Source organism: Roseovarius sp. JB2-10 (assembly GCF_055693585.1).
The window spans coordinates 487,693-511,466 of the sequence record NZ_CM146337.1 but is presented as its reverse complement, the minus strand read 5'-3'; the positions used below and the strand labels follow the sequence as shown (position 1 = coordinate 511,466).

The 23,774-nt window shown below is 58.1% G+C and carries 22 protein-coding genes and 1 pseudogene; 5 read left to right on the top strand and 18 right to left on the bottom strand.

Features of this window, described 5'->3' with window-relative positions:
• Window positions 1-29 precede the first annotated feature (29 nt).
• The 5 genes and pseudogenes from ACZ1HJ_RS02505 to ACZ1HJ_RS02485 all read right to left on the bottom strand — a co-directional run bounded on the left by ACZ1HJ_RS02505 (window position 30) and on the right by ACZ1HJ_RS02485 (window position 5,579).
• Window positions 30-872, bottom strand: a complete 843-nt coding sequence (locus ACZ1HJ_RS02505; protein ID WP_472720791.1) for an ABC transporter permease — start codon at window positions 870-872, stop codon at window positions 30-32.
• A complete protein-coding gene (locus ACZ1HJ_RS02500) occupies window positions 869-1,744 on the bottom strand; it encodes an ABC transporter permease (RefSeq protein ID WP_472720790.1) in 876 nt (291 codons plus the stop codon). The genes ACZ1HJ_RS02505 and ACZ1HJ_RS02500 overlap by 4 nt, the downstream gene beginning before the upstream one ends.
• 21 nt (window positions 1,745-1,765) lie before the next feature.
• Window positions 1,766-2,551 carry an ABC transporter ATP-binding protein gene (locus ACZ1HJ_RS02495; RefSeq protein WP_472720789.1) on the bottom strand — a complete coding sequence of 262 codons (786 nt, stop codon included), beginning with the start codon at window positions 2,549-2,551 and terminating at the stop codon, window positions 1,766-1,768.
• A 16-nt stretch (window positions 2,552-2,567) separates the two neighbouring features.
• A pseudogene (gene hydA / locus ACZ1HJ_RS02490) lies at window positions 2,568-4,030 on the bottom strand (dihydropyrimidinase).
• Window positions 4,031-4,328: 298 nt separating this feature from the next.
• A complete protein-coding gene (locus ACZ1HJ_RS02485; RefSeq protein ID WP_472720788.1) occupies window positions 4,329-5,579 on the bottom strand; it encodes a Zn-dependent hydrolase in 1,251 nt (416 codons plus the stop codon).
• A 125-nt stretch (window positions 5,580-5,704) separates the two neighbouring features.
• Between ACZ1HJ_RS02485 and ACZ1HJ_RS02480 the strand changes: the two genes are divergently transcribed.
• From ACZ1HJ_RS02480 to ACZ1HJ_RS02470, 3 genes are all read left to right on the top strand, one after another.
• Entirely contained in the window at window positions 5,705-6,340 is a 636-nt protein-coding gene (locus tag ACZ1HJ_RS02480) for a TetR family transcriptional regulator C-terminal domain-containing protein (protein ID WP_472720787.1), read from the top strand.
• 88 nt (window positions 6,341-6,428) lie between these two features.
• Window positions 6,429-7,052 (top strand): TetR family transcriptional regulator C-terminal domain-containing protein, encoded by a 624-nt coding sequence (locus tag ACZ1HJ_RS02475; RefSeq protein WP_472720786.1) that lies wholly within the window; start codon window positions 6,429-6,431, stop codon window positions 7,050-7,052.
• A gap of 427 nt (window positions 7,053-7,479) precedes the next feature.
• Window positions 7,480-7,644, top strand: coding sequence for a hypothetical protein (locus tag ACZ1HJ_RS02470; RefSeq protein ID WP_472720785.1), 165 nt, complete (start codon window positions 7,480-7,482; stop codon window positions 7,642-7,644).
• Between the two features lie 3 nt (window positions 7,645-7,647).
• Here ACZ1HJ_RS02470 and preA read toward each other — a convergent pair whose 3' ends face one another.
• The 6 genes from preA to ACZ1HJ_RS02440 form a co-directional block, all read right to left on the bottom strand.
• Window positions 7,648-8,952 (bottom strand): NAD-dependent dihydropyrimidine dehydrogenase subunit PreA, encoded by a 1,305-nt coding sequence (gene preA, locus ACZ1HJ_RS02465; RefSeq protein ID WP_472720784.1) that lies wholly within the window; start codon window positions 8,950-8,952, stop codon window positions 7,648-7,650.
• Window positions 8,953-8,983: 31 nt separating this feature from the next.
• Window positions 8,984-9,820: a class I SAM-dependent methyltransferase gene (locus tag ACZ1HJ_RS02460; protein ID WP_472720783.1), complete on the bottom strand. Its 837-nt coding sequence runs from the start codon at window positions 9,818-9,820 to the stop codon at window positions 8,984-8,986.
• 10 nt (window positions 9,821-9,830) lie between these two features.
• Complete coding sequence (locus ACZ1HJ_RS02455; RefSeq protein WP_472720782.1) at window positions 9,831-11,186, bottom strand: NAD(P)-dependent oxidoreductase; 1,356 nt, start codon at window positions 11,184-11,186, stop codon at window positions 9,831-9,833.
• A gap of 655 nt (window positions 11,187-11,841) precedes the next feature.
• Complete coding sequence (locus ACZ1HJ_RS02450) at window positions 11,842-12,609, bottom strand: FadR/GntR family transcriptional regulator (protein WP_472720781.1); 768 nt, start codon at window positions 12,607-12,609, stop codon at window positions 11,842-11,844.
• A gap of 87 nt (window positions 12,610-12,696) precedes the next feature.
• Window positions 12,697-13,092, bottom strand: a complete 396-nt coding sequence (locus ACZ1HJ_RS02445; RefSeq protein WP_472720780.1) for a Lin0512 family protein — start codon at window positions 13,090-13,092, stop codon at window positions 12,697-12,699.
• Complete coding sequence (locus tag ACZ1HJ_RS02440; RefSeq protein WP_472720779.1) at window positions 13,089-13,436, bottom strand: Lin0512 family protein; 348 nt, start codon at window positions 13,434-13,436, stop codon at window positions 13,089-13,091. Before ACZ1HJ_RS02440 ends, ACZ1HJ_RS02445 begins: the two co-directional genes overlap by 4 nt.
• Window positions 13,437-13,602: 166 nt before the next feature.
• Here ACZ1HJ_RS02440 and ACZ1HJ_RS02435 point away from each other — a divergent pair, with 166 nt between their 5' ends.
• Complete coding sequence (locus tag ACZ1HJ_RS02435) at window positions 13,603-13,983, top strand: hypothetical protein (RefSeq protein ID WP_472720778.1); 381 nt, start codon at window positions 13,603-13,605, stop codon at window positions 13,981-13,983.
• Window positions 13,984-13,990: 7 nt separating this feature from the next.
• Here ACZ1HJ_RS02435 and ACZ1HJ_RS02430 read toward each other — a convergent pair whose 3' ends face one another.
• Genes ACZ1HJ_RS02430 through ACZ1HJ_RS02420 form a run of 3 tightly spaced genes read right to left on the bottom strand, consistent with a single transcriptional unit; the run spans window position 13,991 to window position 15,330 of the window.
• Window positions 13,991-14,338 (bottom strand): GFA family protein, encoded by a 348-nt coding sequence (locus ACZ1HJ_RS02430; protein WP_472720777.1) that lies wholly within the window; start codon window positions 14,336-14,338, stop codon window positions 13,991-13,993.
• 17 nt (window positions 14,339-14,355) lie between these two features.
• Entirely contained in the window at window positions 14,356-14,808 is a 453-nt protein-coding gene (locus tag ACZ1HJ_RS02425; RefSeq protein ID WP_472720776.1) for a GNAT family N-acetyltransferase, read from the bottom strand.
• Window positions 14,809-14,835: 27 nt separating this feature from the next.
• A complete protein-coding gene (locus ACZ1HJ_RS02420) occupies window positions 14,836-15,330 on the bottom strand; it encodes a hypothetical protein (RefSeq protein ID WP_472720775.1) in 495 nt (164 codons plus the stop codon).
• Between the two features lie 269 nt (window positions 15,331-15,599).
• Between ACZ1HJ_RS02420 and ACZ1HJ_RS02415 the strand changes: the two genes are divergently transcribed.
• Window positions 15,600-19,055 carry a chromosome segregation SMC family protein gene (locus ACZ1HJ_RS02415; protein WP_472720774.1) on the top strand — a complete coding sequence of 1,152 codons (3,456 nt, stop codon included), beginning with the start codon at window positions 15,600-15,602 and terminating at the stop codon, window positions 19,053-19,055.
• A 12-nt stretch (window positions 19,056-19,067) separates the two neighbouring features.
• On the opposite strand, the gene ACZ1HJ_RS02410 is transcribed toward ACZ1HJ_RS02415, so the two are convergent.
• The 4 genes from ACZ1HJ_RS02410 to cobD form a co-directional block, all read right to left on the bottom strand.
• On the bottom strand, window positions 19,068-20,300 hold the full coding sequence (locus ACZ1HJ_RS02410; protein WP_472720773.1) for a DMT family transporter: 1,233 nt from the start codon (window positions 20,298-20,300) through the stop codon (window positions 19,068-19,070).
• A 250-nt stretch (window positions 20,301-20,550) separates the two neighbouring features.
• A complete protein-coding gene (locus ACZ1HJ_RS02405; protein WP_472720772.1) occupies window positions 20,551-21,717 on the bottom strand; it encodes a lytic murein transglycosylase in 1,167 nt (388 codons plus the stop codon).
• Between the two features lie 37 nt (window positions 21,718-21,754).
• A complete protein-coding gene (cbiB, locus tag ACZ1HJ_RS02400; RefSeq protein WP_472720771.1) occupies window positions 21,755-22,675 on the bottom strand; it encodes an adenosylcobinamide-phosphate synthase CbiB in 921 nt (306 codons plus the stop codon).
• Entirely contained in the window at window positions 22,672-23,607 is a 936-nt protein-coding gene (cobD, locus tag ACZ1HJ_RS02395; RefSeq protein ID WP_472720770.1) for a threonine-phosphate decarboxylase CobD, read from the bottom strand. The genes cbiB and cobD overlap by 4 nt, the downstream gene beginning before the upstream one ends.
• Window positions 23,608-23,774: the final 167 nt, after the last annotated feature.

Sequence of the window (23,774 nt, the reverse complement as noted above, 5' to 3'; positions counted from 1 at the left end):
GTAATCTCCCTTGAATTGGATTCTTTTTGTTATGAGCCCCGCTGAGACGGGTGCCAGAATGTCATGGAGCGTTCCAATAGAGCAACTGCGCCATAAAAGCCTGAGCCAACTATCGCCGCTACGACGATTTCTGCCCAGACCAGATCCATCGCCAATTGGCCAACTGACGTGGAAATTCGAAAGCCCATGCCGCGCACGGGCGAGCCGAAGAATTCGGCCACGATGGCCCCGATCAGCGCCAGCGTGGTGCCGATCTTGAGGCCGTTGAAGATGAAAGGCATCGCTGCGGGCAGGCGCAGTTTCAGAAGCGTCTTCCAATAGCCTGCCGCGTAGGTCCGCATCAAATCGTGCTGCATGGCGTCGGTGTCCTGCAGGCCCTGCACGGTGTTCACCAGCATTGGGAAGAACACCATGACGACCACCACAGCGGCTTTGGATTGCCAGTCGAACCCGAACCACATCACCAGAATGGGCGCCATCCCGATGATCGGCAAGGCCGCCACGAAGTTACCCACCGGCAAAAGGCCACGTTGCAGGAACGGGAAGCGGTCGATGGCAACCGCGATCAGGAAGGCGCTGCCGCAGCCGATGACATATCCGGAGAGCGCGCCTTTGAGCACGGTTTGCACAAAATCTTCCCATAGAATTGCGGTGGAGGCGGCAAAGGTCTGGGCAATCTGTGTCGGGGCGGGCAGCAACACGGGTGAAATTTCGAACCCGCGCACGACGCATTCCCAGACCACAATGATCGTGATGCCAAAAATGACCGGCACGGCTAGACGGGTGAAAGGTGTGCGCTCCTGATGCGACAGCCGGGCATTGAGCCACCAGCCACCGATCCAGACGATTATGCCGATGAACAGCCAACTCATGTCGCCATCCCCATGCGTTTCAGCGTGAACCGTTGCAGCAGGCCGATGAGACCGACAAGGACCGCAGCCAAAGTGGCAGCCATGATAAGCGCGCTCCAGATCTGGATGGTCTGACCATAATAGCTGCCCGCCAAAAGGCGCGCACCAAGGCCCGCAACAGCGCCGGTCGGTAGCTCACCCACAATGGCCCCCACCAGGCTCGCCGCCATGGCGATTTTGAGCGAAGTGAAGAGGTAGGGCATTGATGAGGGCAGGCGCAGCCGCCAGAACGTCTGACTGGGGCTCGCATTCCATGTGCGCATCTGGTCCATCTGCATCGCACTTGGACTACGTAGTCCTTTGACCATGCCGACGACGACCGGGAAAAACGACAGATACATCGAGATCATTGCCTTGGGCAGAAGCCCTGAGATGCCTACCGCGTTCAGCACCACAATGATCATCGGGGCGATGGCGAGGATTGGAATGGTCTGGCTCGCAATGACCCAGGGCATCACGCTCATATCCATCGTGCGATTGTAGACAATGCCAACCGCCAACGCGATGCCCAGAGCGGTGCCAAACAGGAACCCTAGCATGGTGGAACTGAACGTGACCCAGCTATGATAGATCAGTGACCGTTTGGAAAAGGCGCGCCCCTTGGCGACCATCTCGCCAGTGGTTTTCCAGATTTCTTCGCCAACCTGATGCGGCACGGGCAGTTTGGGTTTCTTCTGGCTCCAGGTGTCCGCGACCAATTCATTGAAGCTCAGTTCAACGCCCGCCCGTTTTGCCTTGTCGAGCGCCCAGGGTTTGTTGAGTTGAATGGCCGCCCCGTACCAGAGCAGGATGATCGCACCGACCACCGTCAGGATGGGCAAGACCGACCTCATGCGCCAAACGCCATATGCGGGTCAGACATCATCGCCATGCCCCGCACGCAGGCCATCACGAACGCGATGGGCGATTTCGATAAACTCCGGTGTGTCCCTGATTTCCAACGGCCGTTCGCGGGGCAGGGTGCTTTCGATCACGTCCGTGATACGACCGGGTCGGGGCGACATCACGACGATCTTGGTGCTGAGGTAGACCGCCTCGGGGATCGAGTGGGTGACGAAGCAGATCGTCTTGTGCGTCGTGTCCCAAAGGTGCAGCAATTGCTCGTTCAGGTGGTCGCGCACGATCTCATCCAGCGCACCAAAGGGTTCGTCCATCAACAAAAGGTCCGCATCGAAGGCCAGCGCCCGCGCGATTGAGGCGCGCTGCTGCATCCCGCCTGAAAGCTGCCAGGGGAACTTCTTTTCAAACCCGGCCAGTTCGACCAGCTCCAATACTTTTTGAACCCGCGCGTCCTGATCAGATTTATCGTATCCCATAATCTCAAGCGGCAGGCGGATATTGCCCCCAATCGTCCGCCAGGGATATAACCCAGCCGCCTGAAAGACATAGCCATAGGCACGGGCAGCGCGCGCATCCGCAGGGCTGACACCGTTGACGGATATCGTGCCCGACGTGGGTTGCTCCAGATCGGCCATGACCCTCAGAAACGTGGTTTTCCCACAGCCTGAGGGTCCGATGAAGCTGACAAAATCGCCCTTCTGCACGTCAAGATTTACGTCTTTCAACGCATGCACCGGGCCGTCATTTGTCTGGAATGTCAGGCTGAGGCTTTCAGCATGAATGACTGTTTGCTCGCTCAAGTGGCTGGCTTTCTTCTCAGATCCCCGATGGGATATTCAGGGGATCGCGTTCGATCATTTTGGGGGCGGTGAGCGCTTTCCATTTGCTCAGAGCTTCATGGGCCGACGGGAAGGCGGGGCGGGGAACGAAACGGCCGCGGCCGGGTTGCGGCTGCGAGTTCTGGCCCCAGGCCCAGATGACTTCGCCACGCGAGATCGTATAGCGCGAGTTGGCCGTGACCTCGAACCCCTCGAAAACATTGTAGTCGAGGATCGAGTGATGGTTGGCCGGAGAAATCGTTTTGGTGATTTTCGGATCCCACACGACGATATCCGCATCCGCCCCTTCGACGATGGCACCCTTTTTCGGGTAGATGTTCAGGATCTTGGCCACGTTCGTGCTGGTCGCCGCGACGAACTCGTTGGGCGTAAGGCGGCCGGTCTCCACGCCGTGCGTCCAGAGCACGGGCAGGCGCTCTTCCAGCCCGTTGGAGCCATTCGGGATGATGCGGAAATCCTCGCGGCCTGCGCGTTTCTGTTCGGTATTAAAGGCTGCGTGATCGGTGGCAACCACCTGCAATGACCCGGCCTGAAGACCCGCCCAGAGGCTGTCCTGATGATCTTTGGAGCGGAAGGGGGCGACATCACGCGGCGCGCGGCATGGTCCCAATCCTTGTCGAAATACTCGGATTCGTCCAGCGTCAGGAACTGCACCAGCGGCTCGCCATAGACCCGCATGCCTTTCTGGCGCGCGCGCCGGATCGCCTCATGCGCCTGCTCACAACTCACGTGCACGATATAAAGCGGCACCCCGGCGGTGTCGGCGATGGTGATGGCACGGTTCGCGGCCTCACCTTCCAATTCAGGTGGACGGGAATAGGCGTGGCCTTCGGGGCCGGTAATCCCTTGATTGAAATACTTTTCCTGCAGCTCCGCCACCAGGTCGCCGTTCTCGGCATGCACCATCGGCAGCGCACCCAGCTCGGCACAACGCTTGAAGGAGGCGAACATCTCGTCATCCTCGATCATCAGCGCGCCCTTGTAGGCCATGAAATGCTTGAACGAGTTGACGCCCATGTCGACGGCATCTTTCATCTCGTTGAAAATGCTCTCGTTCCAGCCGGTGATCGCCATGTGATAGCCGATATCGGCGCAGATCTGCGGGGCGGATTTGCGGTGCCATTCGTTGATCGCGTTCTTGATCGAACCGTCCGCGCCCGGCAGGCAAAAGTCCACCAGCATTGTCGTGCCGCCACAGGCCGCGGCCCATGTGCCCGTCTCAAACGTTTCGGCAGCCGTGGTGCCCATGAAAGGCATTTCCAGATGCGTGTGCGGGTCGATGCCGCCGGGGATCACGTAGGCGCCCTCGGCATCGATAAATTCATCGCCCTTGAGGTCCTCGCCGATCTGCTTGATCGTCTCACCCTCGATCAGAACATCGGCCTTCCACGTGCGATCCGCCGTGCAGACGGTGCCGTTCTTGATGACTTTGGTGGTCATTGTGTTCACCTTTCCGTTCGTTCGCAAATTAACATATCGGAGTCGCCTCTATACGGTTTGCAGTTTAGTCCGCATTCCCAATCAGGTTTGGATGGATCCGATAACCCGTCGATTTTGCCAATGATGAAGTTTCTGCAGATATCTAAGCCCTCGAATGTTCCAACGATTTCGTGCACAGTTAAATCAGCACGATCTGGATAAAACACTCCAGTCCATATTTGCGACCTCGGCCAAAACCAATAAGCAGCAGCTACGCAAGCTATTACGAGTAGCCATTTGCCCATCTAAACTTCTCTTCTCACTCCACAATCTCCGCCGTTTCGACCACTGCGTGCATTAGCACGTCCGTACCCGCCGTTGCCCACTCTTTTGAAATCTCCTCAGCCTCGTTGTGGCTCAGACCATCGACGCAGGGGCACATGACCATCGCCGTCGGGGCGACGCGGTTGATCCAGCAGGCGTCGTGGCCCGCGCCGGAGATCAGGTTGCGGTGCGAGTAGCCAAGGCGTTCTGCGGCATTGCGGACCGCTGTTACGCAGGCTTCGTCAAAGGTCACCGGGTCAAATCCGCCTGCGACTTCGAATTCCACACTCAGGCCCATGTCATCACAAATCTCGGTTGCGGCGGTTTTCATCCGAGCGACCATGTCGTTGATCACGTCCAGATTGGGCGAGCGGAAATCGACGGTGAACACGGCCTTGCCGGGGATCACGTTGCGTGAGTTGGGGTAGATGTCGATATGCCCGGCAGCCCCCACCGCGTCGGGCGCGTGGGATAGGGCGATCTCCTCAACCTTCTCCAGCACCCGCGCCATGGCGAGGCCAGCATTCTTGCGCATCGGCATCGGGGTTGAACCAGTATGGCTGTCCTTGCCGGTAATGGTGACTTGCGTCCAACTGAGCCCCTGACCGTGGGTCACGACGCCGATATCTTTTTCTTCGGCCTCCAGAATCGGACCCTGTTCGATGTGCAATTCAAAAAACGCGTGCATCTTGCGTTGTCCAACCGGCTCGTCGCCGCGCCACCCGATGCGTTTCAATTCATCACCAAACTTCTTGCCTTCGGCGTCCTCGCGATCATAGGCCCAGTCTTCTTCGTGGATGCCCGCGAACACGCCCGACGCCAGCATCGCGGGGGCAAACCGTGTGCCTTCCTCGTTGGTCCAGTTGGTCACGACGATGGGGTGTTTGGTCTTGATGTCGAGGTCATTCAGCGTGCGGATCAGTTCAAGCCCGGCCAGTACGCCCAGAACGCCATCATACTTGCCACCCGTGGGCTGTGTATCCAGGTGGGAACCGACATAGACGGGGAGTGCGCCCGGGTCGGTCCCCTCCCGCCGCGCGAACATGTTGCCCATGGTATCGAGGCCCATTGTCATGCCCGCCGCTTCGCACCAGGATTGGAAAAGTGCACGGCCTTCACCGTCTTCGTCGGTGACGGTTTGGCGGTTGTTGCCACCCGCGACGCCCGGTCCGATCTTGGCCATCTCCATCAGACTGTCCCACAGGCGCTCACCGTTGATTTTGAGGTTTTGTCCGGGCGCTGTCATGTCTCTCTCCCTATGGCGGGGCGTCTGGCGGCCCTCTTGCAATCGGTAGCATCCTGACCGTATGGTCAAGATGAGAGCACCATATCCTGACCAACCGGTCAAGAAATTTCTGGACCTGCCCAAAGATGTCGCCAACTGCACGCCCGCTCAGCAAAAAGGAAATCCGGCAAGAGAATGAGAGGGTCATTCTTGAGGCGGCGGAAAAAGTCTTTGCGGAGGCGGGGTTTGGCGGGGCGACAATGCAATTGATCGCCGATCTGGCGGGGCTTCCCAAGGCCAATCTGCACTATTATTTTCCCACGAAAGAAGCGCTCTATCGTCAGGTTGTGCAGAAAATCTTTCAGGTCTGGCTGCAGGCGGCCGACATCTTTGACGATGCCCCTGGCCCTGTGGAGGGAATCGGCGCCTATATCGATGCCAAGATGGAAATCAGCCGCCGTCATCCTGCCGGGTCCAAAGTGTGGGCGTCCGAGGTCATGCATCGCGCACCGGTTATTCAGGACTATCTGGAAACCACGCTGGTGGAATGGACCGAAGGGCGGATGGCCGTGATCCGGCGTTGGATTGACGAAGGTCAGATGGATGAAATTGACCCGCGTCATCTGCTCTACATGCTCTGGGCCACCACGCAGCATTACGCCGATTTCGGGCACCAGATCGAAACCCTGAATGGCGGGGAGCCTTTGTCGGATGCGCAATGGGATGCCGCCAAGGCCTCGGTCAAATCGATCATTCTCACGGGGATTGGCGCCAAGGGGTGAGCTTGGTGTCAAGGCATGGGCTTTTCCCGGCGCTGGAAATGGCGCATGATGTGCCAAACCACCGTCTTACACGTACCCGAGTGATGTGATGACCGATGCCCTTGCGCCCAAAAAACCCAGCCGGATCCAGCAGCGCAATCGGAGTGTCATTCTGGACGCAGCACTTGAGGTATTCTCACAACACGGGTTTCGGGGCACAACGCTGGATCAGATTGCCCGCGAGGCGGGGCTGAGCAAGCCCAACATCCTCTACTATTTTGACGGCAAGGAAGACATTCATGTCACGCTGCTGAACCAGCTGATGGATACGTGGCTCGATCCGATGCGCCAGATCGATCCCGGTGGGGATCCCTTGGACGAAATCCTGCGATATGTGCGGCGCAAACTGGAAATGAGTTATGAGTTCCCGCGCGAAAGCCGCCTTTTTGCCATTGAAATTCTGCAAGGTGCGCCGCGCATGGGCCCCCATCTGGAAACCGGTCTGAAGCCGTTGGTGGATGAAAAAGCCAAGGTGGTCCAAGGCTGGATCGATGCCGGGAAACTGGCACCTGTTGACCCGCGCCATTTGATCTTTTCGATCTGGGCGACCACACAGCACTACGCTGATTTTGATGCACAGGTGCAGGCGTTGATGCCAGACGCAGATGCCGGTCGCGACGATAGCGCACACGCTCATTTGGATGCGCTTTTTACTCGTCTGCTGACCCCGTGACATGCCACCGGCTTTGTTAACCGTTTCGTAACTAAAGTCTTAAGTTTTGGTTTAAATAAAAAGACTTGGCTGTTAGCTGTGCCTTTGGGTGACGGGCTTCAGATCGAATGATCAATGACGAATTGGAGCAGCCATGACGGCAATCGGCGGTATCAGCAGTGTCATACCACTGCAACAGCAACAAAACACGGATTCTACACAGAATTCAGGTCAGACGGAAAATACTCAAGGAACCAGTGCTTCTCAACAGGGTTCCACGTCGGAAACCCAGCAAAGCACAGGGGCGAACGGTCCTTCTCAGGCTGAGCAGCCACGTTCAACCGAGTAGCCCGTTTCGGCAACGAAGGAAAGCGTTGTTCTGGCGCGCAGCGAACGGGCGGATCTGTCGGACAACCTTCAGTCTGCCCGCAGGATCGCAGAAGCTGCCATGGAGCGTGCCCGGACGGATAACATCGTCGATAAATTGCGCGATATTGTCAGCAACTGGACGGATCCTGTTTCGCGCGCTGTTCCGGAAAATTCGGAAAACGTGCTGCTGGCAGACCCTAACCCCGCAAGCCCCATCGATCCCTCCGCGAAACCGGATAGCTAGGGGTCATTCGGCGGCACAGGCGCCGGGGTTATTCGGGTGTGTGGTCCAATCGCCGAATTTCTCTTCGACAACCTGGCCGGTGCGCGGATCAACCGTGCCCGGCGCCATCTGTTCCATCGTGATGCAGCCCTCAACGGGGCATACATTGACACACAGGTTACAGGCGACGCATTCGTCATCTTTGACCTCGAACACCCGGTCGTCTGACATCGAAATCGCTTGATGCGAGGTATCTTCGCAGGCCGCGAAACAACGGCCACAATTAATGCAGAGGTCCTGATTGATTTTGGCTTTGGCCACGTAATTCAGGTTCAGGTGTTGCCAATCACTGCAATTGGGCACGGCGCGGCGGACGATTTGGGACGTATCGGTGAGGCCTTTTTCATCCATCCATTGGCTGAGACCCGAAATCATTTCTTCGACAATCTTGAACCCATAGGTCATCGCAGCGGTGCAGACCTGCACGTTGCCCGCACCAAGCGCCATGAACTCGGCCGCGTCGCGCCATGTGGTGATGCCACCAATGCCGCTGATCGGCAGGTCGGCCATGTCGGGTGCGCGCGCAATTTCGGCCACCATGTTGAGCGCAATCGGTTTCACGGCCGGGCCGCAATAGCCACCATGCGCACCTTTGCCATCAATCGTGGGTTCCGGCGCGAAGAGGTCGAGATCAACCGATGTGATCGAATTGATCGTATTGATCAGGCTCACGGCATCCGCACCGCCCTCCATCGCGGCGCGGGCCGGGTTGCGGATGTCGGTGATGTTGGGGGTCAGTTTCACGATCACCGGCAGATCGGTATGTTTCTTGCACCATTGCGCCACCTGGCCCACATATTCAGGCACCTGACCTACCGCGCTGCCCATACCACGCTCGCTCATCCCGTGGGGGCAGCCGAAATTCAGCTCAACGCCATCGCAACCGGTATCTTCGACCCGGTGGAGGATCTCTTTCCAGGCGTCTTCATTCACGGGCACCATGAGCGAGGCGATCAGTGCATGGTCAGGATAGTCCTTCTTGACCCGCGTCATCTCCTCAAGGTTCACTTCCAATGGCCGGTCGGTGATCAATTCGATATTGTTGAGGCCCAGAAGCCGCCGGTCCGCGCCCCAGATCGCGCCGTAGCGCGGCCCGTTGACGTTGACCACAGGTGGCCCGGCTTCGCCCAAGGTTTTCCAGACCACGCCGCCCCAGCCGGCCTCGAACGCGCGGCGGACATTGTATTCCTTATCCGTCGGCGGGGCCGAGGCCAGCCAGAACGGATTAGGGGATTTGATCCCGATGAAGTTGGATGTCAGATCAGCCATTGGCTTTCCTTTCCCTGTGTTCGCCCGCGCCCTAGTCGGGCAGACGAAAGATCATTTCGGTCGGGGCGATATCGCCCGCCGTCAGATGCGTGATGTAATTTTCAATCTTCTGTTTGCCGGTGTCGTGCATCAAGAGGTGAATGCCAACCGGCGGCGGCCCACCGGCCTCGGCAATGCGGGCAAAGACGCGGTCAAAAAAATCGTTTGCAAACTCGGACCTATCCCGTTCGGCCACCTGTTCAAAACCAGCCGCGGCAGCGGCCGCGCGATAGGCTTCGGGCCGCGTCACAAACGAAAACGCGACCTCTTCGGCCCAGGGGAACGGGAATGTGAGGTCAGCGTCCGAGCCGCGCATCACGTCGAAAAGCGCAAAGGTGCCACCGGGTGCCAGAACACGCGCGGATTCCTGAAAGAGTGTTTCCTTGTCCTCGATATTCATGCCCACATGGAACATTAGCGCCAGATCGGCACTGTTGTCCGGTTCTGGGACATCCAGCGCGCTGCCCACCTGAAAGCTGGTTTGTGCATCAAGGCCGACCAGTTGCGATAGCGCCTTTGCGGTGCTGACGAAATCGGGCGTCAGATCAAATCCACGCACATGCGCTCCGGTGCGCGCAGCCACATGGCGCGCCGCGCCGCCAATGCCACAGCCAATATCCAGCACGCGGGTTTGCGGGCTAATTTCAAGCTGGTCCAGAAGATCATCCGTCGCCTCCAACCCGCCGGTGTGAAACTCATCCACGGGTTTGAGGTCTTCAATGCCGGGCGCATCCGGGTCGACGCCGGTTTGTTCAAGCGCTGAGCGGATATTCTCCAGAAGGCTTTTGCCCGCGTAATGGCGTGCGACGAGGGTCTCGATATCAGTCATGGCATAATTCCTATCTAGGTGCTGAAAAATGCCCATAGCCTATCACGAGATCGAGGAAAGCGTGGATGTCTTCGGCGGCATCGCGCCCTTCGGCCACCGCCGTTACAGTCAGATCGTCACCACCTGCCGCGCAGTCCCCACCGGCCCAGACACCCGGGATGCTGGTGCGGCCCGTGCCGGTCACAGCGATCTTTCGCCCGTCCAGCTCTGGCAGGTCATCGCCCTCCAGAACCTGACCTATCGCCTTGAAAACCTGATCGGCGGCAAGGCGTAAGGTTTGTCCGGTGGGGGTGAGATCATCATCAGTGTATTCAAACTCAATCTCGCGCACTGATCCGTTGCCATGCACCGCCTTGGGGGAGGCATTGGTGATGATCCGCACGCCTTTTGACGCAGCAAGGTCCTGTTCGAACGCGCTGGCGTTCATCCGATCACGCCCACGCCGGTAGACAAGGCTGACATTGAGCGCACCCAAAAGTTTTGCCTGCACAGCCGCATCCACGGCCGTCATGCCGCCGCCAATCACCACAACATCGCGGCCAATTGGCACGTTTTTGAGGTCTTTCGCCTGCCGTAAATCGGAAATGAAATCGACCGCATCCAGAACGCCGTTCTTTTCCTCGCCCTCCAGCCCGAGGGCGTTCACGCCGCCCAGACCGATTCCCAGAAAGACCGCGTCATACGTGGTCTGCAATTGACCCAAGTTGAGATCGCGACCGAGGGATTTGCCGGGCTCAAGAGCGATCCCTCCAACTTGCAGGAGCCAGTTTACTTCCCGTTCGGCAAAACCGTCGACTGTTTTGTAGCTGGCAATGCCGAATTCATTGAGGCCGCCGGGTTTGTTGCGGCCATCAAAGAGCGTGACGTCATGCCCTTTCAGTGCCAGGCGATGCGCACAGGCAAGGCCCGCAGGACCCGCCCCAACAACAGCGACCTTTTTGCCTGTAGCGGGCGCACGGGTAAATGGGTGGCGGCCTGCGTCCATGACTGTGTCCGTGGCGTGGCGCTGCAACTGTCCGATGATCACCGGCTTCCCTTCGGCTGCCTCGCGCACGCAGGCCTGTTCGCAGAGCGTTTCCGTCGGGCAAACCCGGGCGCACATGCCGCCCAGAATGTTCTGGTTCAGGATCGTCTGCGCGGCAGCTTCCGGCGTGCCGGTTGCGATCTGGCGAATAAAGAGCGGGATATCAATGTCCGTCGGGCAGGCGGTGATACAGGGCGCGTCGTGACAGAAGTAACACCGGTCCGCTGCCACGCGTGCTTCATGCGCATCGAGGGGTGGATGGAGGTCAGAAAAATTGTCGGCATAGCTGGAGGCATCTAGTCGACCGGCGGCGATACCGGGGGTCAGCGCATTGTTTGTCATGGCTTCCTCTTTGGTGGCAAACGACGCGGACAGTTTGCCACAAACAAAATTTTTATCAATTGGTAAAATTAATTTGAATACGCTGGCTTGGCACACGGGGCGGAAATTTGAAAAAAGTTAATAAATTGAGGGAGATCGCAATTTAAATGTCACTTTCTTCAAGCACATGGTAGACGTAAACCAAGATGACTCAAAAACAAGGGAGTGTGAGTTGGTCAATCGTCGCATATGGTACAAAGGTGCTACATTTCTTTTTTTGGCAGGTGTAGCACCGGTTTCGGCGCATGAGATTTCGGGACTGCAAGGCGCCGTGTCTGGACACCTAAACATGTCGCAGGCTAGTTGCGCCAGGGTCGCGCAAAGCGCTTGTCGGGCGGTTTTTGGCAGCTGTACCGATTACAATGACGGGGCTGTTGGTACAGTTGACAACGTGACAATTTCTTACACGTGCCAGCTTCTGTCCGGCAACGTCAGGATTTTACAGAAAAACGGGGTTTCGCTGGAACCAGCAAAACCTGGGACTCTTGAACGGCTTTTGCGCCAGTCTCTCTCCGAAACAGCTCCTTACTTTAACAACTAATTGCGTGTGATTGTATGTGACGTGCCGCAATTCCAGGCTAAAGCGCAGCAACTGTTGAGAAAGTGCCAGAGGGGCTTAACGCGACTGCTCATGCTCGAAACGCTGTGTGGCGATGGCTTCGTTCCTGTCGGCCATTTGCTGATCGCGAAGTGACTTTTCAACGTAGTTGAGATGCTCCACAACGGCAGCACGGGCTGCAATGGGATCGCGCGCCTGCAAAGCGACATTTATCGCGCGATGCTGGTCCAGCAGGCTGTCGCGGGTCATGCGTTGTTTGAACATGACCTGACGGTTGTAGAACACACCCTCACGGAGCAGTTGGAACATGGATCGCATCATGTGCAGCATCACCACATTGTTGCTGGCTTCGATGATGGCCATGTGAAAATCCGCATCAAGCTGTGCCTCGTCCCGCGGATTGGGTTTGGCATGGGCGGTTTCCATCTTGTCGAAGATCGTCTGGATCACTTTGAGATCTGTTTCAGAGGCCAAATGCGCCGTTCGCTCAGCTGCGAGCCCTTCGAGATCTCGGCGAAAGGCGATGTAGTCGAAAACAGCCTGATCATGTTCGGCAAAGAGCTGAACAAGCGCGGGCGAGAACGCGTTTCCCAGCACATCGGCCACAAAAATTCCGGCCCCTGCACGCGCGGCCAACAGACCTTTGTTCTGCAAATCCGCCACGGCTTCGCGCAAGGAAGGGCGTGAAACACCAAGGCGTTCCGCCAATTCACGCTCTGCTGGCAAACGTTCGCCAGGGCGTAAGATGCCTCGCAGGATCAGTTTTTCGATCTGACGTGTAACGGCGGTTGACAGTTTCTCGGGAGTGACTTTCTGGAAGGGCATCGTTCAGCCTTGTACAAACTGGTCAAATCATATGACCGGTTACGTCATTGGGCAAGCGCCCCCTTTTTGGCAAGGCTGCGCCGTCGGTTACTGAAAGCGGGGCAGTATTCGCAGATTATTCTGCTGCGGCTTTCCAGCGATCCCCTTGATACGGCAAAAAGCCTCTACGGCGGCCGTGGCAATGACCAGTGTTTCGCCGTCATCCGGGTTGGTGACATTTTGCCCGCCCCTGACGGCGGTCACCTGCGCCACGCCGCGTGGCATCATGGCCGCAAGCGCATCGGTATCGATCTTTTCGGGCGCCTGCACACCGACAGTAACCTGTACGCGCATGTCGGACGGGCTAAGCCCGGTCGCCGAAAAAATGGGCAATGTGGAATGGCGAAACGCATCTTCGATCGCGCGCCGCGCTGCTTTTTGATAATCCATCCCATGCAGGTCATTTCCCATGCCCATTTCGATGATGAAACGTTGATCACTCATGACTGGCGCTCCATGTCAAAGCTGACGGAAATTGCGGCATTGGCGATCACCGTGGGGTTGCCGACAGGCCGTGGAATATCGAGCCCGCCATGGGTGGTTGTGACGCTGATCTGTCCGTATGGGAAAACGCTGGCCAATTGATCCGTGTCGACCGCATCGGGATTTTGCACTGCGATCTCGACGTCAATAATCATCGCTTCTTTCTCGAAGCCGAACAATTCGGCCATGTTGATCGAGTTGTGCCACAGTGCATCCTTGAGCGCGCGTTTGGCAGCTTCGGTATAATCTTGTCGGCGCAGGCTGCTGCCCATTCCGAATTCGGTCAATACGCGGTGTTTGGGCATCGGCATTCCGTTCAAATCAACGTGGTATCACCGGGGGCATCGCTGATTTCCCCCGGCCTTTGGTCGCCAAGACAGTGCGGGTCGCGTGGATCAGGTGCAAGTGCATTTTGCAGGCAGCCCACGGATCATAAGGCTTTTTTAACTTTGAACACCCAACTCTTTGCGCATGCGGAACTTGATTTGTCTTTTGGCGTTTTTGCTGGCTGGCTGCGCCACGCCCGGGCCGGATTTTGGCGGCATCAAACCGACACGGATTTCAATTGGTGACAGCATCTTTGATGTCCGCGTGAAAGGCACCCGAGCTCAGGCAATTCGGGTCAATGCCGAATACGCACCGCGCTTGGCGGCCGTTGCCCCCCGCGGTTTCTTCGCAATTGAAAAGGTGAGCGGTTGCCGCGTCCGGCGTTTGGAGGGGGATGCGGCGGTGATGGAGGCATGGCTTGACTGCGGAGGGCAACTCGAACCCTTGCCGCGCGACGTTGAGTTCGAATGTGAACTGGACGCGATTTTTGACAGTTTTGCCGACGTTACATGCCGCTCGATCTAAGCATGGATCAAGACGGCGCATCCAGATGCCAGTGCAGGCGTTCATCGCCGTGGTAAATGTCGGTTGGGTTGAGGTTTTGCGGGTTTTCCAGAAGCGTCGCATGGAAGTGAATTTCTTCCGGGTACCTGTCAGAGGTATAGGCCACTGAGCTGCCGCAATTTGGGCAGAAATGCCGGTAATTGCCGGGCGAAGAGGTGTAGATTTTGGGTATCTCTCCCGTCCAGCGCCATTCACCATTCGGGTGGCCAATGAAGGTCACAATCGGCGCGCCCGCCCCGCGTCTGCAGCTATCGCAGTGGCAATGACCAACCCAGTTGTGTGCGCCAGTGATTTCGAATTGGACCAATTTACACAAACAATATCCACGCGAGATCATGACAGGTTTTTTTCCATGAATACGCTCAGAGGGTCCGAGGCGTAATCGCCAAACACACCGCAGCGGACAAAGCCATGGCGTTCGTAGAGACGTACCGCCGCCGCCAGCTCATTGCCGGTTTCCAGACGCAGGATCTGCAAGCCCAAAGTGCGGGCTTGATCCTCAATCTGCCTCAGGATGGCGGCGGCAACACCTTTGCCCCGTCCGTCCGGTGCGGTGAACATCGATTTGACCTCGCCATATCCCTGATGCACCGCAAGCGCGCCTGTTCCAAGCGTGTTCCCGGCCTCTCGGGCGGCAAAGAAGTAGACGTCATCAGCGCATAGCGCATTGATATCAAGCGCATAATTGCTTTCAGGCGGGTAGAGCGAATGCATCAATGCATGACTGGCTTCGAGCAGGGCACGGGGGCCGTCTTCACGCGGATCAGTGGCTTCAATCATCAACATGTACGTGCACCTGTTGCTGCGGCATCATCATTCAATGATGACTTCTGTGGTCGCCTCGACAGGCGTGCCGTCGACGCTCAAGTAACTATGATCGTTGGCATTCAACGTGACGCGAATAACGTGAGTTCCAACGGGCAGGGCGTCCAGTTGCATCCAGGGCGCATAGGCGCGTGCCACTTTCACATCATTCACATAAATATGGGCGTGCCCCTGCCCGGGGACATGCGGGCCGTTCACCGCCTCGGGTGCAAAGGCAAAATTCGTCGTCTGAATATGCAGATTGCGGCTTTGCGCGCCATCGGGATGCACGGTGATGGCAAGGGTAACGGGCGGCGTGCCCGCATCTGTCATTTTGCCATGCCCGGAGCCTTCGCCATGATCGTGAGCCGAGTGATCATGGACCATATCCGCGTTCATTGATTTACCATGATGCATCCCCATGCCGGTTCCGGAGGCCAAGATAAATCCCAGTCCCGTTCCGAAAAGAAGACCGATTGATAGCAGAGCAATGGGTTTGGGCATGGTGTGGGGCTTTTTCTATCGGCTGATGGCAGATGTCGGCGCATGATGCCTTGAAATGCGCAGATTTTCTGCGACCATAGCAAGGAAGACTTCGCGCGCCAATCCTTGGATCTTCGGAGACAGCTCAATTCTGCCATGCGGGCCAAATTGCGCAATATCTTGTGGATAACTTGTACTCACTGGCCATATCGTGGGGTTTGTCGTTGACAGAGGGCTGCGAGGACCCGCACATTTACCGGCAACCGGAATCAACTGCCCAAGGCGTGCCTTTGCAATTTTCCAAACTCAGACTGACGGGCTTCAAGAGCTTTGTAGACCCGACTGACCTGTTCATCGCTGATGGGCTGACAGGTGTTGTCGGGCCCAATGGCTGTGGCAAGTCGAACCTGCTGGAAGCGCTACGGTGGGTCATGGGTGAAAACCGACCGACCGCAATGCGCGGTGGCGGTATGGAAGATGTGATCTTTGCCGGTGCTGCCACGCGACCTGCGCGCAACTTTGCCGAGGTCAGCATTCATATCGACAATGCGGACCGGTTGGCGCCTGCGGGGTTTAACGAGGCTGATCATATCGAAATCGTGCGCCGGATTACGCGCGATGTTGGCAGTGCATACAAGGTGAACGGCAAGGACGTGCGCGCGCGCGATGTCCAGATGTTGTTTGCCGATGCGTCGACCGGTGCGCACAGCCCGGCGCTGGTTCGTCAGGGACAAATCAGCGAATTGATCAACGCCAAGCCCAAGGCACGGCGGCGCATTCTGGAAGAGGCCGCAGGAATTTCGGGGCTTTATCAACGGCGCCACGAAGCAGAATTGAAGCTCAAGGGAGCGGAAACCAATCTGACGCGCGTGGATGACGTGATCGAACAACTGGGTGCGCAACTGGCCCAATTGGCCCGTCAGGCCCGTCAGGCCGCGCGGTACCGGGCGATCGGGGAAGAGTTGCGACAAGCCGAGGGGCTGTTGCTCTATCGTCGGTGGAAAGAAGCGGATGAAGCCTGCGCCCGGACGGAAGAGGAATTGCGCGCGCGTATCACGGCTGCGTCGCAAGCGGAAAAAGCCGCCCGCGAGGCAGCGGCATTGCGCGTCACATCTGATGAGGCATTGTCGCCCTTGCGCGAAGAAGAGGCCATTGCCGCAGCCGTTTTGCAACGTCTTCAGGTTCAACGCGATACATTGAGCGAACAGGAAGCAGGCGCGCGCGACCGGATAGAGACATTGCGCAACCGGATCGAACAGCTGGCCCACGATATCGAACGCGAAAGCGGTTTGAACCGGGATGCGGGTGAGACGATTGATCGGTTGGAATGGGAAGAAAAAGAACTCGCCAAAGCCAGCGAGGGCCACGAGGCACGTCTGGAAGACGCGTTGGGCGAGGCCCGCGATGCCGCCAATATCCTGCAGGAGCGGGAAAATGATCTGAGCCAGTTGACCGAAGATGTAGCGCGACTGGCGGCCCGGCACCAATCGGCGCAGCGGTTGTTGAGTGACAATCAGAAAACCATGGAGCGCTCAGAAGCGGAAGCGACCCGCGCTCGCGACGCTGTTGCCTCATCGCAGGAAGCCCTCGAGACGTCCAAAGCTGATCACGATGCCGCGCACGGTCTGGAGAAAGCGGCCGTGGCCGCGGCGCAGGCCGCAGAACAGGCTTTGATTGCGGCGGATGACGCGCGCGCGGATACGCAAGCGAAAGAGGCCGAAGCCCGCGCAGAACGCTCTGAAGCGGAAGGTGAAGTGAATGCCCTGCGCGCCGAGGTGACGGCACTGGCAAAACTGGTTGAACGCGACACGGCGGAGGGCGGTCAGATCATGGACCGGCTCAAGGTGGAGAGCGGTTATGAAAAGGCGCTGGGCGCCGCGCTTGCTGATGATCTGCGCGCGCCTGAGGTCGGGGGGGACGGCCCATCCGGCTGGGTCACGCTTGGCGGCTATGCGCAGGCTCAGGACTTGCCCGATGGCGTCAAGGCGTTGTCGAATTTCGTGTCGGTGCCGGAAGTTCTGGCACGGCGGATGGGACAGATCGGGCTGGTTGATGCGGATGACGGACCGCGTTTGCAGGCTGAGCTTAAACCGGGTCAACGGCTGGTCAGCACGCAAGGGGACCTCTGGCGTTGGGACGGTTTTCGCGCCTGGGCAGAGGACGCCCCCAGTGCGGCGGCATTGCGCCTGCAGCAGTTGAACCGTTTGGAAGTGCTCAAGCAAGAACTGGAGCACGCAAGCGCCCGCGCGGACGGGGCGCGACTTGCGCATGAAACACTGGGGGCCAAGCTGGCCGAGGTGACAAAAGCCGACCACGATGCGCGTGAAGCGCGCCGTCGGGCGGATGTTGCTGTGAACGAGGCGAACCGCGCCCTGTCGAAGGCGGAAGCGGACCGCAATCTGGCGCAATCCAGGCTGGAATCCCTGGGCCTGGCAGTAAGCCGGCACGAAGAAGAAGCGATGAACGCGCGCAAGCAGGTGATCGAGGCGGAAAAAGGGTTGGCCGATCTGGGCGATCTGGACGCGGCACGCGCGGGCGTCGAAGACGTCAAGATGACGGTTGAAGCCTCGCGCATGACAATGATGGCGAAGCGTTCCGCCCATGATGAGGTGCGTCGCGAGGGTGAGGCGCGGACAAGACGTGCCCAGGAAGTGACCAAGGAATTGAGCGGGTGGCGTCACCGGTTGGAAACAGCCGAAAAGCGCAGCGCGGAGTTGGCTGAACGCAAGGACGCGTCAGAAACTGAACTGTCGCAAGCGGTTGCCGCCCCCGAAGAGATTGCCGCAAAACGCGCCGAGCTTGGTGCGGAAATTGATGGGGCGGAGGCCCGGCGCGCAGAAGCCGCAGACGCGCTGTCATCAGCGGAGCGCGCGGCACGGCAGGCCGTGGAAGCAGAACGCGAGACAGAGCGTGCGGCAAGCGAAGCCCGCGAGGCGCGCGCCCGGTCGGAAGCCCGCACAGAAGCGGCGCGTGACACCCGCGATCAGGCAGCGGAGCGTATTTCCGAAGATCAGGAAACAACGCCCGCGCAGCTTCTGGAAACGCTGGAAGCTGATCCGGACAACATGCCTGCTGCTGATGCAATCGAGGCGGATGTGAACCGGTTGAAACGGCAACGCGATGCGTTGGGTGCCGTCAATCTGCGGGCCGAAGAAGATGCCCGTGAGGTCGAAGAGGAACACAGCACGCTGGTGGCCGAAAAGACCGATCTGGAAGAGGCTATCAAAACCTTACGCAATGGTATTGCCAGCCTGAACCGGGAAGGGCGAGAGCGCTTGTTGACAGCCTTCGAGCAGGTCAACAGCAACTTCTCAATGCTCTTCAAGCATCTGTTTGGTGGTGGTGAAGCCAATCTGGTGATGGTCGAAAGCGATGACCCGCTGGATGCCGGCCTCGAAATCATGTGCCAGCCGCCGGGTAAAAAACTGGCAACGCTCAGCCTCTTGTCCGGCGGCGAACAAACGTTGACAGCGCTTGCCTTGATCTTTGCCGTCTTCCTGGCCAACCCGGCGCCGATCTGTGTTCTGGATGAGGTTGACGCGCCCTTGGATGACGCGAATGTGGGCCGTTTCTGCGATCTGCTGGATGAGATGTGCCGTCAAACGGAAACCCGGTTCCTGATCATCACGCACCACGCCGTGACGATGAGTCGGATGGACCGTCTGTTTGGCGTGACGATGGCTGAACAAGGTGTCAGCCAATTGGTCAGTGTTGATCTGAAAAAAGCCGAACAGATGGTGGCGTAACCACGGTAGACGTCAGATCCGCCGACGCAGTGGCCACAAGAAGGGTGGTCCGTGCTGCTGCTTTTGCAACGACAAATGAAAGAGAGGGCCGTCGCGGCCGCGCTGTCGCCATGTCAGGCGCGGCACAGGTGCTCCACGTGCCAATACACCCTTGTTGGCCTGTACCGCCACGTGGTTTGGCATCCAACCGGGTGTCTCCCATTGTGGCCGGATAACCACGCTTTCGGTATTCGCAGGTGTTTCTTTCTCGCGGCGCGTGTTGCGGCCCAGATGACCAATTAGAATGGCCAAGACGATCAAAGCACCGCCGGGAAAGAGGCCCGGACCCGGATCCTCACCAAGAAGAACCATGGCGATCAGCAGAGCCGCAAGAGGTGAAAAGGATGTAGCAAGCGACACATCCCCGGCGCGCGCATGTTTCAGGCCATAATTCCAGGCGATCTGACCGAAAACGATGACGATGATTGCGTACACCCAGACCCATTTCCAGACGATGGGCTCGAAGATATCCCGGAATTGATCAAGACCGAATACGGCGGCCACCAACGCGAAATAAAGCGTTGATCCGATCAACGTGCGGAAGACCGCAAAGATGCCAATAGGCACATCACGCAATCCCGCACGGGTGACGATGGTTGAGGCAATGAAGGACAGCGTTGCGGCGACGGTTGCGATTTCGCCTTTGCCCAGAACAAACATACCTGCCTGACTTCCGGCCCCCAGTACGACGATCGCCCCAGCAAGGGCCGTGATGCCCGCCAACAGCGCCCAAGGGTTCAAACGCTCGCGCAGGAAAAACCACGTTGCCAGCAGGAACAGAGGTGGCTCGATACGGCCAACCAGGACGACGTTGGACACGGTCGTGTGCTCCAACGCGTAAAAGAAAAGCGCCGGTGTGATCACCGACGACAAAACGGCGGATATTGCCAAAAGGCGCCAATCACGTGTGCCCAACCGTTCAAGTTTCTCGCGGGTCAGATCACGACGATAGATCAACGCCATGGGCAGGAGTGAGATGACAGAACCCAGAAGGTAGAGGTTCGTGTACGTGATCGCATTTCGCCCATCAGCCAATGGGTTCATCTGACCGATGTCCACCAGCAGTGTCACAATCGAATTTGACGCCGCATAAAGGAGCACCGCGATCCATGCCGCAATTGCGCCAAGCGTCGCCTTTGACGGGGCATTGATCCCGCTTTGTGCGACGAAAGCCGATTGTGCATTTATGGTGCCGTTGCGTATCATTTCTCGTTCCATTGGGCGCACGGATAATTCTGTGCTGTTGGTGAGAGATACGCTCGAGCGGGCGAAATAGTTTCACACGCAGGCTCAAAAACTTTCACGGACGTGTGACGCGCTGTTCAAAGCCTAAAAAACAAGGGGTTTCAACGCGATAACAACGGATCACGACACTGCGATATTCTGTTGCAAATGGGTCCGAAGACACAGATTTCGCGCATTTTGGTTTGAGGCGGCTGCTCGGACCGCGGATGGCTCAGAGCTTTGAAAGAAGCTCGCGGGTTGGCCAGGCATCGGCTGGCAGGCCCAGTTCTTGTTGCACGGCCTGAACGGCCGCGCGTGTTCCGGCGCCCAAAATACCGTCAATTTTGCCCACGTTGTATCCCCGGTTCGCCAGCTTTTTCTGCAGCTGTTTCATCTGGTCGCCGTTCAGCCCGGGATCTGGATTACCGGCGTTGAACACAGGCGCCCCTTGCAGGCGATTGGCAAAATACGCGGCCGTCAGCACATAGGTGAAGCTTTGGTTCCACTCGAAATAGACGCTGAAATTCGGATAGGCCAAAAACGCAGGACCATTGCGCCCCTGAGGTAGGATAATACTCGCGGGCAGTTCGCCTGTGATATTTCCATGGCGGGGTGTGACGCCCAAAGCCGCCCAGTCTGCGGCAGGTTTTGTGTGGCGGAGGCCTGTTTTTGACCAGTCCAGATTTTTAGGAACGCTGACCTCCTGTAACCATGGCTCGCCCGGGCGCCATCCCAGATGTGACAGCATTTTGCCGCCCGACAGCAACGCATCCGCTGGCGATGATTTGAGGTTCACTTTGCCGTCGCCATCACCGTCCACACCATTGTCGAGGATATCCTGCGGCAGCATCTGCACCATGCCGATCTCACCGGCCCATGCGCCTGTTGTGCGGCGTGGGTCAAAATCGCCTTGCTCAAACAATTTCAACGCGGCGAAAACCTGGGGCCGGAAAAGCTCGGGACGACGACAGTCATGGGCCAACGTCACCAGCGCGTTGAGCGTGTTGAAATCACCCTGAAAGGTGCCGTAGTCGGTTTCAAATGCCCAAAACGCCAGCAGCACACCCGCATCGACGCCATAGCTGCTTTCAATCCGATTGAATGTTTTTGCATGCGATTTGGCTTTGGCCTTGCCGGTGTTCAGACGGCTTTTGCTGATCAGGCGTCGCGAGAAATCGGTGAAGTTGAGTTGGAAAACCCCTTGGCGGCGATCCGCCTTGAGCACCTTGGCATCGGTACGCACGGACGCAAAAAACGCATCTACACTGCCCGGCGCGTGGCCCAAAGACAGGGCTTCAGCCTTCATATCGTTGACAAAACTTTTGAAATTTCCACCGCAATTGGCGTGGGCGGCAAGCGGCGCCATACCCAGGGCCGCAACAAAACTCAGTACGCGCATGATCTCTCCGGCTCACAAACTTTGCGCCAAACTAGGGTTACGCCAGTGCGATGACAACCGCAGCACACCCCGTTGCTGCCAATGCTGTGGCCCATGTGCGCCACAACGCGTCTGCCGCGGCGTCGATCTGGTCGGCATCGATGTCCTTCTTCCCATGGGCGTTGACGTAAGCAAAGTCACGCATGTGTCCGTCATAGGATCGTGGACCCGCAAGAGCGGCGCCGAGAACGCGGGCCATGGCGGCCTCGGGCCACCCTGCATTTGGCGATATGTGCCTTCGGGCGTCTGTGGCGATCTCCGGCATGTCACCCAATTTGCCATGGGTCAGTGCGATGCTCCCAGAGGTCAGACGCGCGGGCACAAGATTCAGCAGATCATCGAACCGCGCAGCAGCCCATCCAAATGCTTCGAAACGTTCTGTCCGGTAACCGATCATGCTGTCCGCGGTGTTGGTGATTTTATAGAGCAGAAGGCCCGGGAGACCGCCAATCAGGTACCAAAAGGCCGGGGCAATGACCCCGTCGGAGATATTTTCAGCCGCGGATTCAATTGCGCTGCGTGCAATGGCCGGGCCATCCATGGCACCTGTGTCGCGCCCGACGATGCGTCCGACAGCAAGGCGGGCGTCGCCAACCGAAACGCGCAAGGCATCCGCCACGGCGCGAACATGGTCGACCAGTGATTTCTGCGCCAACAAGATCGCGACGATCAGGATTTCCACCATCGGGCCCAACAGGGACAAAAACCATCCAATTCCGATTGCTGAGGCGCCCAGCAGGGCCATGGTTGCGATGCCCTTTGCCCGCCGCGCGCCGCCGCTGTTCAGGGCACGTTCGAACCCACTGATGACGCGCCCCATCAGTACGGCCGGGTGAGGTAATCGCGACCATAGCCATTGCGGCTCACCAAAGAGCGCATCCAGGATCATCGCGACGAACAGGATAAGCGCGGTGCTCACAGTGCCGCCTCGAGATGGGTCCACGTATCAGGCGCCGGAAGGCCAAGACGGATCAGATCATCGGCGTACGGAAAAATACGCGTCCAAACGTGATGCCGGGCAAGGCGGTCTTGCCACTGGGCCGCATCCTTCACGCGATAGAGGCGGAAAAGCGTGGTGCCACCGGTTACTTCGGCACCTGCCTTGGTCATCAATGTGTCCAGTCGCGCGGCATCCTGAGCCAGTCGCTGGCGTGTATCTTGGGCCCAGGTTTCATCGGCAAGCGCTGCCGTGGCGATGGCCTGGGCGGGCCCGGATACGGGCCACGGGCCAAGCATCTGTTCCAGGGTTCCAATCGTATCTGGATGACCGATGGCGAAGCCCAGTCGCATCCCGGCAAGACCCCAGAATTTACCGAAACTCTTGAGCACGATCCGTCCAGGCTGATCACAGAGTGGCACAAAAGACCTTGTGAGGTCTTCGTCCGCGAAACTTTCGTCGATCACCATGAGCGGTGCGGTCAAATCGGTGGTGTCATACCAGTGCCCCGTTGGGTTGTTTGGATGCACGATGACTTTGGCCTGCGCGTTTTCACAGCTAATGTGCCAGTCATGCGCTGCAAACGCTGCCGCATGCTCGTTATAAGTGGGCGTCGGGATATGCACTGTGCCTTTGGCGGCAATTCCGGGCAATCGCGCGATCAACGATGACGCACCCGGTGCCGCCAAGAGTTTCGCACCCGCGGGAACGTTCCAAAATCGACGGGCGGCGGCGGCAAGATCCTTTGCTGCCGCCTGATCTGGCAAGGCCGTCCAGGCTGACAGCGGAACATCCGGTATAGGGTAGGGTACAGGGTTGATGCCGGTTGAGAGATCAAGCCAATCGTCGCGCATCCCGCCATATTTCTGCGTAGCCGCGTCCAGACCGCCGCCATGATCCCGGGTCAGTGTCATGCTATGCAGCCTTTGCGAAATTGGCGCGCACAGAACCGTGTTGAGAACAGATTAAAATCATGTTTTGCGAGCCTGACGAATGGTTAACGCAGCGTACGTTCCGGTTTTGTCTGCGGTAATGAGATTATTTGTCTCGTCGATTGGAATCTCAGAAGGGTCGGGGACGG